12 protein-coding genes are annotated in these 15,615 nt (G+C 56.6%); 6 read left to right on the top strand and 6 right to left on the bottom strand.

The features are described from left to right. Window positions 1-121 precede the first annotated feature (121 nt). On the top strand, window positions 122-1,621 hold the full coding sequence (locus AC2LB6_RS21745) for a YdgA family protein (RefSeq protein WP_490095097.1): 1,500 nt from the start codon (window positions 122-124) through the stop codon (window positions 1,619-1,621). A 42-nt stretch (window positions 1,622-1,663) separates the two neighbouring features. Here AC2LB6_RS21745 and malI read toward each other — a convergent pair whose 3' ends face one another. Then, a complete protein-coding gene (malI, locus tag AC2LB6_RS21740; protein WP_490095096.1) occupies window positions 1,664-2,689 on the bottom strand; it encodes a Mal regulon transcriptional regulator MalI in 1,026 nt (341 codons plus the stop codon). Between the two features lie 174 nt (window positions 2,690-2,863). On the opposite strand from malI, the gene malX reads away from it, so the two are divergent. The 3 genes from malX to add all read left to right on the top strand — a co-directional run bounded on the left by malX (window position 2,864) and on the right by add (window position 6,781). Further along, complete coding sequence (gene malX, locus AC2LB6_RS21735; protein ID WP_490095095.1) at window positions 2,864-4,453, top strand: maltose/glucose-specific PTS transporter subunit IIBC; 1,590 nt, start codon at window positions 2,864-2,866, stop codon at window positions 4,451-4,453. A gap of 16 nt (window positions 4,454-4,469) precedes the next feature. Beyond that, a complete protein-coding gene (locus AC2LB6_RS21730; RefSeq protein WP_490095094.1) occupies window positions 4,470-5,642 on the top strand; it encodes a MalY/PatB family protein in 1,173 nt (390 codons plus the stop codon). 143 nt (window positions 5,643-5,785) lie between these two features. Next, a complete protein-coding gene (gene add / locus AC2LB6_RS21725; RefSeq protein ID WP_490095093.1) occupies window positions 5,786-6,781 on the top strand; it encodes an adenosine deaminase in 996 nt (331 codons plus the stop codon). Between the two features lie 88 nt (window positions 6,782-6,869). On the opposite strand, the gene AC2LB6_RS21720 is transcribed toward add, so the two are convergent. The 5 genes from AC2LB6_RS21720 to AC2LB6_RS21700 form a co-directional block, all read right to left on the bottom strand. Beyond that, entirely contained in the window at window positions 6,870-7,916 is a 1,047-nt protein-coding gene (locus AC2LB6_RS21720) for an oxidoreductase (protein WP_490095092.1), read from the bottom strand. Between the two features lie 79 nt (window positions 7,917-7,995). Next, window positions 7,996-8,913, bottom strand: coding sequence for an arabinose operon transcriptional regulator AraC (gene araC / locus AC2LB6_RS21715; protein ID WP_003853440.1), 918 nt, complete (start codon window positions 8,911-8,913; stop codon window positions 7,996-7,998). Window positions 8,914-8,989: 76 nt separating this feature from the next. Beyond that, on the bottom strand, window positions 8,990-9,973 hold the full coding sequence (gene araH / locus AC2LB6_RS21710; protein WP_090961315.1) for an L-arabinose ABC transporter permease AraH: 984 nt from the start codon (window positions 9,971-9,973) through the stop codon (window positions 8,990-8,992). Between the two features lie 12 nt (window positions 9,974-9,985). Continuing rightward, window positions 9,986-11,506, bottom strand: coding sequence for an L-arabinose ABC transporter ATP-binding protein AraG (gene araG / locus AC2LB6_RS21705; RefSeq protein ID WP_003853438.1), 1,521 nt, complete (start codon window positions 11,504-11,506; stop codon window positions 9,986-9,988). Between the two features lie 99 nt (window positions 11,507-11,605). Continuing rightward, window positions 11,606-12,589, bottom strand: a complete 984-nt coding sequence (locus AC2LB6_RS21700; RefSeq protein WP_003853437.1) for an arabinose ABC transporter substrate-binding protein — start codon at window positions 12,587-12,589, stop codon at window positions 11,606-11,608. A gap of 365 nt (window positions 12,590-12,954) precedes the next feature. Here AC2LB6_RS21700 and AC2LB6_RS21695 point away from each other — a divergent pair, with 365 nt between their 5' ends. Both AC2LB6_RS21695 and AC2LB6_RS21690 read left to right on the top strand, forming a co-directional pair. After that, window positions 12,955-14,640 (top strand): ribulokinase, encoded by a 1,686-nt coding sequence (locus AC2LB6_RS21695; protein WP_490095091.1) that lies wholly within the window; start codon window positions 12,955-12,957, stop codon window positions 14,638-14,640. Between the two features lie 12 nt (window positions 14,641-14,652). Then, on the top strand, window positions 14,653-15,615 hold a 963-nt coding region (locus tag AC2LB6_RS21690; protein WP_490095090.1), incomplete at its 3' end, for an L-arabinose isomerase family protein.

The raw sequence follows: 15,615 nt of genomic DNA, 5'->3' as shown, positions 1-15,615 counted from the left end.
GAGTGCCTGTTAACTGCTATTATTTCAACCTATTAGCTTTTAAATGCCTGCGGGCGTTTTTCTTCAGTCGCTGGGGTAAACCTGCGGCATAAGCGGACTCAAGGATAAGGACGAATCAGCAATGAAAAAGACCAATGTTGCCGTAGGTGTGATCATCGCACTGGGCGTAATCTGGACTGGCGCGGCATGGTTCACCGGCAAACAAATTGAAAGCCACAGGGATGAGCTGGTGCAGAACGCCAATGCCCAGCTGAATGCTTATGCCCCTAACAGCCGACTGAAGATCAGCTATCAGGACTATCAGCGCGGCGTGTTCAGCAGCAAGGTGAATCTGGTGGTTCAGGCTAACTCGCAGACGGAAGATAATCCGCTGCTGAAGCCGGGTCAGAGCATCATTCTTAATGAGACCATCGATCATGGTCCTTTTCCGTTTGCGCAGCTGAAGCATTTCAATCTGATCCCGAGCATGGCGTCGGTTCATACCGAACTGGCTAACACCGATGCGGTGAAGAAGTTGTTTGAGCTGACCGGCAACAAATCGCTGATTAACGCAGATACCCGCATCGGCTATAGCGGTGCTACCGATACGGCGCTGCGTGTCCTGCCGGTTGATTATCAAAATGCGCAAACCGGCGAACGTCTGGCCACCAATGGCGGCACCTTCAATGTCAGCGCGGATAATAAAGGCGATAAAGTGTCACTGGACAGTGACGTTGATAGCCTGGCCTTGACCAGTAAAAATGAGATGGGCCAGCCGGTGCTGTTCACCATCAATGGTCTGAAGCTGAGCGGTAACACGCACCTCAGCCCCGAAGGCGTGCGTATCGGCGACCAGTCAGTGAATATTGAGAAGGTTAACGCCAGCATCAATGGTCAGGACGCCCTGACGCTGAACAAAATGAAAGGCACCTCCTCTTTCGATAACAGCGCCGGTAAGATTGGTGGCGATATCGACTACAAGGTTGAAGGCGTTCAGCTGCAGAAGCAGAACTTTGGTCAGGCAGCGCTGAAGATGAAGCTGTCCCAGTTTGACGCGAAGGCGGTCAAAGCCTTCTCTGATCGTTATAACGAACAGATGCAGGCACTGCTAAGCCAGCCTGGCGTCGCGGAAGATCCTATCCGCTATCAGGCGGGCGTGCAGCAGATTCTGATGAGCAATCTGCCGATGCTGCTAAAAGGATCGCCATCCATCAGCATCGCCCCGCTGAGCTGGAAAAATGATAAAGGTGAAAGCACCTTTAATCTGACCGCCAGCTTCAACGACCCTTCTGCCGTAACCGGTGAAGCACAAACCCTTAGCGCTATGGTTGATCGGGTTCTGAAGAGCCTGGACAGCAAGCTGGTTATCAATATGCCGATGGCGACCGAAACCATGCATAAAGTGGGACTGGCTGAGGGTTATCAGGCTGATGACGCTCAAAAGCTGGCGGATCAGCAGGTGAAAGGTCTGGCGGCGATGGGTCAGATGTTCCGCCTGACTCAGCAGCAGGATAACAACATCGTTACCAGCCTGCAGTACGCCAACGGTCAGGTGAACATGAACGGCGACAAAATGACGCTGGAGCAGTTCATGTCCCGCTATATGCTGGGAATGCCCACCAGCGAAGGCATGCCACAGTAATTGAGCTGTCTTCTATCAAAGGCGACCTCCGGGTCGCCTTTTTTATGCCGACCCGCGAATAACCAGCTGTGGCGGCATAATCACGTTTTGCCGGGCGGCGTCAGGATGCGCCATCCGCTGCAGGATACGGTCTGCGGCCACGCGGCCAATCTCCCGTGCGGAACTGGTGACAAACGTCAGAGGTGGATCGGTGAGTTCCGCCTGTGGTTCATCGCCAAATCCCATTAAAGCCAGTTGTTGATCGTAATAGCTGTCGACTGCACCACGGGAAAATGTGCGCCCGGTGCGCATCAGCCCAAAATAACACCCCAGCGCGGTAGGGGCATTGTAAGCCAGCACAGCGGTCAATCGGGGATGGTGCTGAAACAGCTGGACCGCCGCTTCAGCCGCCTCTTTCTGGGTACTGCCGCATTCAATAATCCATTCAGGCCTGAACGGCAGACCATATTGCAGCAGGGTGGCGCAATAGCCGCCAAGCCGTTCCGCCCGCGTCAGTGAAGCGCTATGACCGCCCAGCCAGGCAATCCGCTGATGTCCCTGACGAATCAGGTATTCAGTGGCAAGCCGTGCAGCCTGAGCATTATCGGGTCGGATAGCGTCGACCTCCTCAAGACTACTGGCGCGCGCAGCGCAGACTAACGCCATATTCAGTTCTCTGGCTCGCGTCACAATCTGGCTGGCCTTATCGGCACCGCCTCCCAGCACGATGCCATCCACCCCCTGAGCGACCAGTGATTCAAAGCAGCGATGCAGATGCTGTCCCTGCGCACCGCTTTGCGTCAGAAACAGCAATTTACCCTGTTTTTCCAGCGCTTCGCTCAGACCTGCCGTCATCTCGGCATAAAACGGCTGACTGAGATCGCGGACGATCAATCCAATCACACCACTCTCACCGCCACGCAGCATGGTCGCGGAACGGTTACGGACGAAACCGAGTTGCTCAATGGCCTCGTTCACGCGCGCCATGGTGGCCACAGAGATCCGTCCTTTACCGGATAACACCAGCGATACCGTGGTCACCGACACGCCCGCCGCCGCCGCAACATCATTGATGGTGATTTTACTCATCAGATTACTCAACTGAACTACAGCATTAGAAAATAAGGTAAAACGTTACACCTTATGACGTCAGAATAATATCACCCATGACCTTAGGATTGTGATTTAGCGCGCATAAGATCCAGGTAAAACGTTTTATCATCCCGCCACTTTACTCAGTGGTCCTCTTATCCAGGAGCGTTCATGTCACCCTCTCACCAAAAAATGTCCGTCTGGGAATTTTTCCAGAGTCTGGGGAAAACCTTTATGCTGCCGGTTGCCCTGCTCTCATTCTGCGGCATCATGCTCGGGATTGGCAGTTCACTGAGCAGCCATGACGTTCTGACTCTGTTGCCTGTGCTTGATCACTCCTGGCTTCAATATCTCTTTCTGTGGATGGCCAGGCTGGGATCGTTCGCCTTCAGCTATCTGCCGGTGATGTTCGCCATTGCGATTCCGCTGGGTATGGCGCGCGAAAATAAAGGTGTTGCGGCGTTTGCCGGTTTCGTGGGTTATGCCGTGTTAAACCTCAGCATCAACTTCTGGCTAAATATCAATGGCATTCTGCCGACCACTGATGCCGCCCTGCTGAAAGCGAATAACGTTCAGCCGATCATGGGGATCCCGTCGATCGATACCGGCATTCTGGGTGCGGTGATTGTGGGTATCGTCGTGTTCTGGCTACACGATCGCTTCCATAACATCCGACTACCCGATGCGCTGGCCTTTTTTGGCGGCACCCGGTTTGTGCCGATTATCACAACGCTGGTGATTGGTTTAATGGGGCTGGTCGTGCCGCTGATCTGGCCATTTTTCGCACGGGGCATTACCGGTTTAGGCTGGATGATCAATAGCGCGGGTGACTTTGGCCCGATGATTTTTGGTACCGGCGAACGCTTGCTACTGCCGTTTGGCCTGCAGCATATTCTGGTGGCGATCATGCGCTTTACCGATGCGGGCGGCACACTGGATGTGTGCGGCAGGAGCGTCAGCGGTGCCTTAACCATTTTCCAGGCGCAGCTCGCCTGCCCGGAAACCCACGGTTTTGCTGAAAGCGCGACCCGCTTCCTGTCACAGGGCAAAATGCCTGCCTTCCTCGGTGGCCTGCCAGGTGCCGCCCTGGCCATCTATCACTGCGCCCGCCCGGAGAATCGCCATAAGATCAAAGGCCTGTTAATCTCCGGCGTAGTGGCCTGCGTGGTCGGCGGCACCACTGAACCGATCGAGTTTCTGTTTCTGTTTGTCGCCCCTTTCCTCTATTTGATCCACGCCCTGCTGACCGGCGTTGGCTTTAGCATCATGGCGATACTCGGGGTCACTATCGGTAATACAGACGGCAATATCATCGACTTTGTGGTGTTTGGTGTACTACACGGCCTGTCGACAAAGTGGTACTGGGTACCGGTTGTTGCAGCGATATGGTTTGCCGGTTACTACCTGATTTTCCGTTTCGCCATTCTGCACTTCAACATCAAAACGCCGGGCCGGGAAGTAGAAAATGCCAGTGCGGTTGCGCAGCAGGTCAGCAATGCCGGTAAAGGTAAATCGGGCTATAACTCTCCGGCTATCCTGGCGGCGCTGGGCGGCGTTGAGAATATTACCTCGCTGGACAACTGCCTGACGCGTCTGCGTTTAACCATGGCGGATATGAGTAAGGTGGACGATGCGGCGCTGAAAGCCAACGGCGCGATTGGGGTTGTGCATCTCAACCAGACCAGCCTGCAGGTGGTCATTGGCCCGCAGGTACAGTCGGTGAAAGATGAACTTTCACACCTGATGAACGTGACTGCATAATGCGCTGGAGCCGATAATGTTTAACTTTGACGACGTCATCGATCGCCGTGGCAGCTGGTCTACGCAGTGGGATTTTGTGGCTGACCGCTTTGGCGTATCCGATCTGTTGCCATTTACCATTTCAGATATGGACTTCAGAACAGCACCAGCGGTTCAGCAGGCGTTGGCCCAGCGCGTGGCACACGGCGTGTTGGGTTACAGTCGCTGGCAGCATGACGATTTTCTTTCCGCCTGCTGCCACTGGATGACAAGCCGTTTCGGCTACCAGCCCGATGCTGACACGCTGGTTTATGGCCCATCGGTGATCTATATGGTGGCGCAGATGCTGCGCCGCTGGAGCAACCCGGATGATGAAGTGGTGCTCCACACTCCCGCCTACGATGCTTTTTATAAAACTGTGCGCGGCAATCAGCGACAGGTGCTGGAGATGCCATTGCAGCGGGATAACGGGCGCTGGCGTTGTGATATGGCCGCGCTGGAGACGCGACTGGCGCGCCCGCGCTGCAAAGTTCTGTTGCTCTGCAGCCCGCACAATCCCACCGGCAAAGTCTGGACGGCAACGGAGCTGCAACAGATGGCGGCGCTCTGTGATCGTCACGGCGTGCGGGTGATCAGCGATGAAATCCATATGGATATGGTAATGGGTAACCAGCCCCATACTCCGTGGGCCAGCGTGGCGCGCAGTGACTGGGCGCTGTTTACCTCGGCGTCGAAAAGCTTCAACGTGCCGGGCCTGACGGGTGCGTGGGGCATCATCCCGGATGCGGCGGACAGAGCAGCCTGGTTTCAGGCGCTGAAAAATGCTGATGGCCTTTCGTCTCCGGCAGTGCTGGCCGTCACGGCACACGTTGCCGCCTACCGACAGGGCGCACCGTGGCTGGATGCGCTGCGCAGTTATCTTTACGGCAATTTCACGCGAGTTGCCGGTAGGCTCAACACTGAGTTTCCCGCTCTTGACTGGCACATTCCCGAGGCGACCTATCTCGCCTGGATCGATATCAATCCGCTCGGCATTGCTGAAGAAGCGCTGCAACAGGCGCTGATCCAGCAACGGGTCGCGATTATGCCCGGCTCAACCTACGGTGATGCAGGCAGAGGGTTTCTGCGTCTAAACGTTGGCTGTCCGCGGAGTAAGGTTGAAGATGGCATTTCGCGCCTCATTGCGGCAATACATCAGTTGCAGGGCTGACATCGATCGGCGAAGTGGCTCTCACTCGCCGGTTATGGGTAATTAAGCAGCATCCGGCGCGACTGTTGCGCAAATAGCTGGCGCTGTTGCGCAAGATATTTTTATAATGCTCTGCACTTCACCGACAACTGAGCGAGTGCGCCATGATCGATTCTAATATTCCTCTGACTGATATTCACCGCCACCTTGATGGCAACATCCGTGCACAAACCATTCTCGATTTAGGTCGCCAGTTTAACCTCACCCTGCCTGCTTCCACGCTGGAGACGCTGCGTCCGCATGTGCAGGTCGGCGAGAATGAGCCTGACCTGGTGAGCTTCCTGCAGAAGCTCGACTGGGGTGTGAAAGTACTGGGTGATCTGGATGCCTGCCGCCGGATCGCGCAGGAGAATGTCGAAGATGCCGCCCGCGCGGGCATTCACTATGCTGAACTGCGTTTTTCTCCTGGCTATATGGCGATGACCCACAACCTGCCGATTGCCGGTGTGGTTGAAGCGGTGATCGAAGGCGTGCGCGCAGGCCGTCAGCAGCACGATATTGATGTGCGTCTGATTGGTATTATGAGCCGCACCTTTGGCGAAGATGCCTGCCTCGGCGAACTGGAAGCTTTGCTTGCTCATCGCGATCACATTACCGCTGTCGATCTGGCGGGTGATGAGCTGGGCTTCCCGGGCAGCGAGTTCCTGAGCCACTTTACTCAGGCGCGCGACGCCGGCTTCCGCGTTACCGTGCATGCAGGCGAAGCGGCCGGACCAGAAAGCATCTGGCAGGCAATTCGGGAGCTGGGTGCTGAGCGTATCGGTCACGGCGTTAAAGCGATTGAAGATCGCGCGCTGATGGATTTCCTGGCGGAGCACCGGATTGGTATTGAATCCTGCCTGACCTCCAATATTCAGACCAGCACAGTGCCATCACTGGCGCAGCATCCGCTGAAAACCTTTCTGGAGCATGGCATTCTGGCGACCATCAACACGGATGATCCGGCAGTTCAGGGCATTGAGCTGGCGCATGAGTATCAGCACGCCGCACCGGCTGCCGGTCTGAGCGCGGCGCAGATGCGTCAGGCGCAGGAGAATGGTCTGACGATTGCCTTCCTCAGCGAGGCTGAGAAAGCGGCTATCCGCGCCCGCGTGCAGTAATCTGCTGGCTTGGTCTTGCAGTTGGCGCTGCTAATAAAACGGGCCGGATAACCGGCCCGTTCTGCTTTCTGCATTAAGCACCTACAGATCAGACGCGCTTCAACGACATCGTCTGGCGTTTCTCAGCGGATTGCAGACCCAGTTCGATCAGTTCCATCACCTGAATCGCCTCTTCCGCCGTTACCGGATTGTTACCGCGTCCGGCAATCGCATCGCGGATGCCCGCATAGTAAGCGGGATAGTTGCCCGGCTGAGTCAGCTGTGTGGTTTCGGTCAGTGACTCACCGTCAACCAGCGTCAGCGTGCCGTCGCGCATGTCATAACCCCAGTCCTCCTGCGGCGGGAAATCCCCCGACTTCAGGCGATCTTCCTGTGGGTCCAGACCATATTTGACGTAACTGCCGCGCGTCCCGTGGACGGTATAACGGGCAGATTCTGCCGCCACCAGCATGCTGGCGTGCAGCACCACGCGGCGCTGCGGATAGGTCAGCGTGGCGTGGAAGTAGTCGGTGGTCTGCGCGCCCGGACGCATCTCAGCCAGGTCGACATTGATAGCGACCGGCGGGCCAAACAGCTGCAGCGCCTGGTCCAGCAGATGTGGCCCCAGGTCATACCAGATTCCGCTGCCTGCGCCCTTCATTTCGCGCCAGCGATTACGCACTTCCAGACGGAAGCGGTCAAAGTGCGATTCGAAATAGCGCACTTCACCCAGTGAGCCTGCCTCAAGGAGGGATTTCAGCGTCAGGAAGTCACTGTCCCAGCGGCGGTTATGGAACACCGATAGCAGCAAACCTTTGGCTTTTGCCAGCGCATCCAGTTCGCGCGCCTGTGACAACGTCACGGTAAACGGCTTATCGACCACCACATGTTTACCGGCGTTCAGGGCCGCTTTAGCCAGCGGGAAGTGGGTGTCGTTGGGGGTAGGAATAACAATCAGTTGCAGCGTAGGGTCGTCCAGCAGCGCCTGAGGATCGGCTACCACCTTAACGGCAGGCCAGTCGGCGTGGACTTTGCTGGCGTCGCTACTGGAAATGGCTGCCAGCTCGACGTCCGGCGTCCCTGCAATCAGCGGGGCGTGAAACGTTTTACTGGCAAAACCGTAGCCGATCAGACCAACACGTAATTTATCGCTCATTTTGATTCCTCTTAGTCGCTAACCTGATTGATTTAAGACTATTAACCAGGTGAGGACAAGGAGGAATCCCCCGAAAAAACTAAGAGATAGCACTCCGCGCCAGGGGCCAGGCCGTCTGTGCTGCCAGGCTGTCGTGCGCGTCCTGATTGCGGCGGCGGAAGTCGCTGGGGCTGACGCCAACACGCTTGCGGAACACGCGCGAGAAGTAGAGCTGGTCATCGTAACCCACTTCACGCCCTACCGAGGCGATCGGTTCCTGAGTGGTCTGCAGCAGCAGTTTGGCGCGAATAACTCGCTGATCTTCACGCCAGCGCAGCAGGTTTACACCCATCTGCTCGCGGAACAGGTGCGCCAGCCGCGACGGTGACAGGCAGACGTGACGCGCCACCTCTTCAATCTTCACCTCGCTGGCGAGATGGTTGGTCACATACTGGCAGGCTTCAATCACGCGCGGATCGCGAATTAGCTGATGACTACGCGGATCTTCTTCAACGGCACGCAGCAGCAGCCGCTCCAGCAGGTTCATCGCCAGCTCTTCCGCAAAGCGGCGACCCGAATTGTGGGTCTGTTCGATACTGGCAAACAGGCGGTCGAATTCACCCCGCAGGGATTCCGGCAGCAACAGACGTCCCACGCCCTCCTGCTCGTCCTGCCAGCGTAGCCAGTCATGCCAGTAAGCACGCGGACGGAAGTAGACCCAGCGGTGAAACCACTGCGGGCTGTCCGGCGCACGACCATAATAGTGGGCGGTTTTTGGCTGAAACAGCAGCATTTCACCCGGTTCGCAGTCAAATGCCCGCTCGCCGTCGAATACCCGCCCTTTGCCTTTAATGGTGAGATTCAGAATGTAACCTTTCATGCCGTGCGGGCGATCGATAAAGAAATCGAGCGGACCATCAGCGGTAATGGGCGTCAGCCCCGCCACCAGCCAGGCATTGAATGAATAGCCTGGCAACAGAGGGTTTTGCTGCTCGGCCGGTAATTCGCGGTGATACATAGCGTCCTCACTCAGTCTGTTATTGTTCGGATAGCCCGCAGAGGCGTCTGCCTCTGCGGGCCAAAGGCTCGCTCAATCAGGCTTTTTTCTGTTTGTAACGATCAAAAATCACCGCAGCTAACAGTATCAGACCGCGCACCACATACTGTGAGAATGGCGAGATATTCAATAAATTCATCGCATTCTCTACAGTGCCGAGGATTAAGACCCCTGCTACCACGTAAGAAATTTTACCGATACCGCCCTTCAGCGAAACGCCACCCAGTACGCAGGCAGAAATGACGACCAGCTCATAGCCGATTGAGGTCATTGGCTGGCCGCTGGTCATACGTGACGCAAGGATGATGCCCGCCGCCGCTGAAACCAGACCGGAAAGGATAAAAATGATGATGCGGGTACGGACCACCGGCACACCGGCCAGGCGCGCCGCCTCTTCATTACCGCCAATCGCCAGGGTATTACGGCCAAAGGTGGTTTTGTTGAGCAGGAAGCCGAAGATCAACATAGTGGCCAGCGTCAGCCAGATTGGCGCGGGTACGCCTAGCCAGTTGGCAAAACCGAGTTCAAAAAAGCGCTCATCTTCGATACCGACGGCTTTACCGTCAGAGAAGATATAAGCCAGGCCGCGTACGATCTGCATCGTCGCCAGCGTGGTGATCAGCGCATTGATCTTGAGCCGGGCAATCACAAAACCGTTGATAAAGCCGGTGATCATGCCGAGTACCAGACCGGCTGCCACACCAATCCACAGGCTTTCGGTCATGTTGATCACCACGGCGGTGACGACACCCGCACAGGCGATGACGGAAGCGACCGACAGGTCAAAATCACCGGAGGCCAGACAGAACAGCATGCCGCAGGCGACCATGCCGGACATCGACATCGCCAGCCCTAAGCCTTTCATATTGATAAACGAGCCGAAGTTCGGCACAAAAATCGCACAGACAATAAACAGCAGTGCAAATACCACCAGCATGCCGAAGTTGTCCCAGATGCGACCTAACCGCAGGCCACCGCGTGAAGCGGGCTGCGGCGTATTTGAGGTCGTGGATGAAGCCATGATGATCTCCTGTCAGGCCACGGCGGCCGCTTGAGTGGTTTTGGGCATCGCCAGGCTCAGCGTCTGCTGCTCCGTGGCGTCGTCGTGCAGCAGTTCACCGGCAATGGCACCTTCACGCATCACAACGATGCGATCGGCCAGGCCCATCACTTCCGGTAAATCGCTTGAGGCGAACAGCACCGCAATGCCCCGGTTCGCCAGCTGATAAATCAGGTTATAAATTTCATGTTTGGCACCGACATCAATACCGCGCGTTGGCTCATCCAGCAGGATCACTTTCATATCCTCGGAGAGCCAGCGTCCCAGAATCGCCTTCTGCTGGTTACCGCCGGAGAGGTTCATGATCAACTGATCGGCGCTGGGCGTTTTGATGTTCAGCGAACGGATATGGCTGTCGGCATTCTTGTTTTCCCAGCCGTTTTTAATCAGGCATCCGGCGGTAAGATTGTGACGACGGGCGCTGATGTTGATGTTGTCACGCACCGAGTGCACCGGAATAATGCCCTCAGCTTTGCGGTCTTCCGGGCAGAGCATGATGCCGGCGCGGATGGCGTCGATAGGCTCCCGCAGCGGCAAGGGTTTGCCGTCCAGAATCACCTGGCCGCCACGCAGACGCGTGCCGCCAAACAGCCCTTTCAGCAGTTCACTGCGTCCGGCACCGACCAGGCCAAACAGCCCGACGATTTCACCGGCATGAACTTTCAGCGAAATGGGTGTACGCACGCCCTTCGCTTCGACCTTGTCCAGTTCCAGCCGCACTTCCCCTTTGGGACGCGGTGAGTAGCCATAGATATCACCCAGGTTACGTCCCACCATCGCCTGCACCAGATCGTCGTGATGGGTGTTGGCCATGTCAGTAAACGTCCGCACGTAGCGGCCATCTTTAAACACGGTGATCGCATCGCTGAGGGCGAAGATCTCTTCCATGCGGTGTGAAACGTAGAGCACCACCCGGCCCTCCTCACGGAGCTGGCGGATGACACGGAACAGGTTGTCGATTTCACGCGCCGACAGGGAGCTGGTTGGCTCATCAAAGGCGATAATGCGCGCATTGCGCGCCAGCGCTTTGGCAATCTCCACCATCTGCCACTGCCCCAGCGACAGGTATTTCAGCGGCATATCGGGATCGATATCCATGCCCAGGTTTTTCAACTGAACGCCCGCTTCAAAACGCATCAGCTTACGGTTGACCAGTCCATGTTTGTGCGGGATCTGGCCGAGATAGATGTTCTCCGCCACGCTCATTTCCGGCACCAGATGCAGTTCCTGGTAAATAATGGCAACGCCCGCGTCCAGCGCATCAGTCGTGCGCTGAAAACTCATCGGCTTGCCTTTAATGCGAATCTCACCGCCGCTCGGCTGATAACTGCCGCTGAGTATTTTTAACAGCGTCGATTTGCCTGCGCCGTTCTCGCCCATCAGAGCATGGACTTCACCGCCACGGCAGTCGAAGGAGATATCCTGCAACGCTTTCACGCCAGGGAAGGTTTTACTGATGCCATGAAACGACAGAAATGCTGAATCAGTGTTCATGTTAATCCTCACTCTTTCGCGCCACCGGCCTGTTATGGCGGGCGACGCGAAATGGGCTATTAAGAATGCCGGGCTGCGAACAGCCCGACAGGCTCAGGTTTACATCAGTCCTTTTTTCGCCAGTTCAGTTTTGAAGTTGTCACGGGTGATCAGCACCACATCAGTAACTTCGGTGAATTTCGGTGGCTCTTCACCTTTGCTGACCCAGTTGTAGAGCATCTGGCTGCTTTTGTAGCCGTGGATATCCGGGCTTGGCAGCAGCGAACCGTAGAAGCCGGTCGCCTTGTCTTTTGACAGTTCACTGATGGCATCCACGCCGTTGATGCCGATACCGATTACGTCAGCCGCTTTAAAGCCCTGACCTTCGGTGGCACGTACGCCGCCCAGCACGGTGTTGTCGTTCATGCCGACAATCAGCCAGTGTTTGACTTCAGGATGCTGCACCAGCAGGGAGTTACCGGCGTCAAACGCGCCGGGGATATCGTTAGATTTGGTTGGGACCTGATAGATCTGGGCTGCCGGGAAGCCAGCGGCTTTGATCGCGTCCATTGAGCCGCCGGTACGACGACGGGCGGTGTCGAGTTCGTTCGCGGTAATGGCCATCACGCCGGTGGTTTTCACATCCCAGCCGCGTTTCTGCATCTCTTTATAGAGTTCCTGACCCTGACGTTCACCAATTTTGGTGGCCGCCATCATTACCAGTGGCACGGTGTCCATTGGCTTGCCTTTGGCGGTGACGAACTGGTCATCCACTGCGATGACTTTCAGACCGTAGCCACGCGCTTTCGCCATGATGGCAGAGCCGAGTTTCGGATCGGGCGTACAGATGACAAACCCTTTTGCGCCGTTCGCCGCCAGGCTGTCGATGGCATTGAGGGTTTTTTCACCATCCGGCACGGCAATTTTAATGACATCAAAGCCAAGATCTTTGCCCGCTTTATCGGCGAATTTCCATTCAGTCTGGAACCAGGGTTCTTCTGGTTGCTTGACTAAAAAACCCAGCTTCATGGTCTCGGCGATAGCGGATTGTGACATAACCGCTGCCAGGCCGATGGCCGCGAATGCTTTAGTGAATTTATGCATGATGCTCTCCGGTACCAGGTTATTTTTCGCTGCTAATAACGAATCGGTGTAAACGCTACCAGTTTGTTTTGTTTTGTGGGTACAGCCATAAATCAGTGCGTTAGGCTGGCATGTGCTGACAGACTGTCCAGACGCTGGGCTAGTTTTAGCGGTATTAGCGAAGAAAAATGTAGAGCGGTATCACATCTTAAAATCACGACAAAATGATCCATATATTCAGCAAATTTAACCGGACCTTAACTTTTGCAATGGATCACAAAATCACTGCCGATGACAGAAAAGTGCATATTGTCAGCCAGCGATGACTAACTGATTTGGCGCGCCGAACCCAGGATACAGGAGTTAACTAACTACAGGAGATTCCGATGCGTGCTGGAGCCATCAGCCTTGGGCTGGACTTTGGTAGTGATTCGGTGCGTGCGCTGGCCGTGGATTGTCATAGCGGCAAAGAGCTGCAGAGTGCGGTGTTCAGCTATCCGCGCTGGCAACAGGGCTTATACAGCGATCCGCACACTAACCGTTTTCGTCACCATCCACAGGATTACATCGACGCTATGGAGCAGGCGCTGCTCGGTGTGCTGAATGCACTGAGTGAAGATCAGCGCAACGCCGTAGTCGGCATTGGCGTTGACAGCACCGGCTCAACCCCGGCGCCTATTGACCGCGACGGCAACGTGCTGGCGCTGCGTCCGGAGTTCGCTGAGAACCCCAACGCGATGTTCGTGTTGTGGAAAGATCACACCGCTATAGAAGAAGCGGAAGAGATTAATCAGCTGTGCCACAGCGGCCGCTTCCAGGATTACAGCCGCTTTATTGGCGGCATTTACTCCTCGGAGTGGTTCTGGGCGAAGATTCTGCACGTGTCGCGTGAAGATGCGGCCGTGCGTGAGGCCGCCGTCTCCTGGGTCGAACTGTGCGACTGGGTGCCTGCCCTGTTAAGCGGCACCACCGCGCCAGACAAACTGCGTCGTGGCCGCTGTGCCGCCGGGCATAAAGCGCTGTGGCATGGCGACTGGAACGGTCTGCCCGATGTCGATTTCCTGAATGCGCTCGACCCGCTGTTAACGCAGCAGCTCGACTCGCCTCTGTTTACGGATACCTGGACTGCGGATCTGCCGGTCGGCACGCTCAGCCCCGAATGGGCGCAGCGTCTTGGCCTGACGCAGACCGTCACGCTCTCCGGTGGCGCGTTTGACTGCCATATGGGGGCCGTGGGTGGCGGAGCCAAACCTTATACGCTGGTGAAAGTGATTGGCACCTCAACCTGCGACATCCTGATTGCTGACGCGGAAAAGGTCGGCGATCGCGACATCAAGGGCATCTGTGGTCAGGTCGATGGCAGCGTCATGCCGGGCGCTATCGGGCTGGAGGCGGGTCAGTCTGCCTTTGGTGATATCTACGCCTGGTTCAGTCGCTTACTGGGCTGGCCACTGCAACTGGCGGCGCAGCAGCATCCGGAGCTGAAGCCTCAGCTGGCTGAGATGCAAAAGAATCTGATTAAGGATCTGACCGAGGCCTGGGCCGCGAATCCGCAGCTCGACCATCTGCCCGTGGTACTCGACTGGTTTAACGGTCGTCGCACGCCGAATGCTAATCAGCGTCTGAAAGGGGTGATTACCGACCTGAATCTGGGCACCGATGCCCCCGCGCTGTTTGGCGGTCTGGTCGCGGCAACCGCATTTGGCGCGCGCGCCATTATGGAGTGCTTCGAGCAGCAGCAGATCCCGGTCGAGAGCATTCTGACCCTCGGCGGCATTGCGCGGAAATCCCCGGCGATTATGCAGGCCTGCTGCGATGTGATGAACCGGCCTTTGGATATCGTCGCCTCTGACGAGTGCTGTGCGCTGGGTGCGGCCATTTTCGCCGCCGTCGCCGCCGGTGTTCACGCCAGCGTCCCTGATGCACAGCAGGTCATGGCCAGCCCGATTGCCGTGACGCTGCAGCCCGATCCGGCGCGTGTCGCTCGCTATCAACAACTTTATCAACGCTATCAACAATGGTGCGTGACGGCTGAACCGCAATACGCCGCCCGCCCCGCTTCCGCTAAGTAAAGGAGTGGTTTTATGGAACAGTCAAACAGCTACAGCGTGTGGTTCGTCATCGGCACACAGCACCTCTACGGGGCGGAGACGTTACGCCAGGTTGAACAGAATGCGCGTCAGGTCGTCGACGGGTTAAATCAGGCCGGTTTACCCGTGCGTCTGGAGCTGAAACCGCTGGTGAAGTCACCGGATGAAGCGCTGGCCCTGTGTCGCGACGCAAACTATGACAAGCAGTGCGTCGGGATCATTACCTGGCTGCACACCTTCTCTCCAGCGAAGATGTGGATCGGCGGCCTGAGCGTGCTGAATAAGCCGCTGCTGCAATTCCACACCCAGTTCAATGCCGAGATCCCGTGGGACAGCATGGACATGGACTTTATGAACCTGAACCAGACCGCGCACGGCGGCCGCGAGTTCGGTTTCATCGGCGCGCGCATGGGCCTGCAGCACAGCGTGGTGACAGGTCACTGGAAAGACAGCGCCAGTCAGCAGCGTCTGGGCAACTGGATGCGGGCGGCTCTGGCTAAACAGGCCAGCCAGCAGCTGAAAGTCGCCCGCTTTGGCGACAACATGCGTGAAGTGGCCGTGACCGAAGGCGATAAAGTTGCCGCACAGATTCAGTTCGGTTACTCAGTGAATGGCTGGGGCGTTGGCGATCTGGTCGAGGTAATCAATGGCGTCAGCGATGGCGACGTGAATGCGCTGATCGATGAATATGAAAGCCTTTATCGCTTTACCGATGTCGCCGCTTCAGGCGGTGAAAAACGTCAGAACGTACTGGATGCTGCGCGTATCGAACTCGGTCTGAAGCGTTTCCTGGAAGCGGAAGGCTGCCACGCCTTTACCACCAACTTCCAGACGCTGCACGGCATGACCCAGTTGCCAGGTCTGGCGGTTCAGCGTCTGATGGGTCAGGGTTATGGCTTCGCAGGCGAAGGTGACTGGAAAACCGCTGCGCTGCTGCGCATTTTCAAAGTGCTGGCA

It is taken from the genome of Pantoea sp. RCC30.1, assembly GCF_058148845.1.
The sequence above is the reverse complement of the archived record's forward strand: the minus strand, read 5'-3'. Positions and strand labels throughout refer to the sequence as shown.

Excerpts from the sequence above, each read along its gene's own strand:
- AC2LB6_RS21745 (WP_490095097.1), top strand. The coding sequence starts at position 122 with ATGAAAAAGACCAATGTTGCCGTAGGTGTGATCATCGCACTGGGCGTA.
- malI (WP_490095096.1), bottom strand. The coding sequence starts at position 2,689 with ATGAGTAAAATCACCATCAATGATGTTGCGGCGGCGGCGGGCGTGTCG.
- malX (WP_490095095.1), top strand. The coding sequence starts at position 2,864 with ATGTCACCCTCTCACCAAAAAATGTCCGTCTGGGAATTTTTCCAGAGT.
- AC2LB6_RS21730 (WP_490095094.1), top strand. The coding sequence starts at position 4,470 with ATGTTTAACTTTGACGACGTCATCGATCGCCGTGGCAGCTGGTCTACG.
- add (WP_490095093.1), top strand. The coding sequence starts at position 5,786 with ATGATCGATTCTAATATTCCTCTGACTGATATTCACCGCCACCTTGAT.
- AC2LB6_RS21720 (WP_490095092.1), bottom strand. The coding sequence starts at position 7,916 with ATGAGCGATAAATTACGTGTTGGTCTGATCGGCTACGGTTTTGCCAGT.
- araC (WP_003853440.1), bottom strand. The coding sequence starts at position 8,913 with ATGTATCACCGCGAATTACCGGCCGAGCAGCAAAACCCTCTGTTGCCA.
- araH (WP_090961315.1), bottom strand. The coding sequence starts at position 9,973 with ATGGCTTCATCCACGACCTCAAATACGCCGCAGCCCGCTTCACGCGGT.
- araG (WP_003853438.1), bottom strand. The coding sequence starts at position 11,506 with ATGAACACTGATTCAGCATTTCTGTCGTTTCATGGCATCAGTAAAACC.
- AC2LB6_RS21700 (WP_003853437.1), bottom strand. The coding sequence starts at position 12,589 with ATGCATAAATTCACTAAAGCATTCGCGGCCATCGGCCTGGCAGCGGTT.
- AC2LB6_RS21695 (WP_490095091.1), top strand. The coding sequence starts at position 12,955 with ATGCGTGCTGGAGCCATCAGCCTTGGGCTGGACTTTGGTAGTGATTCG.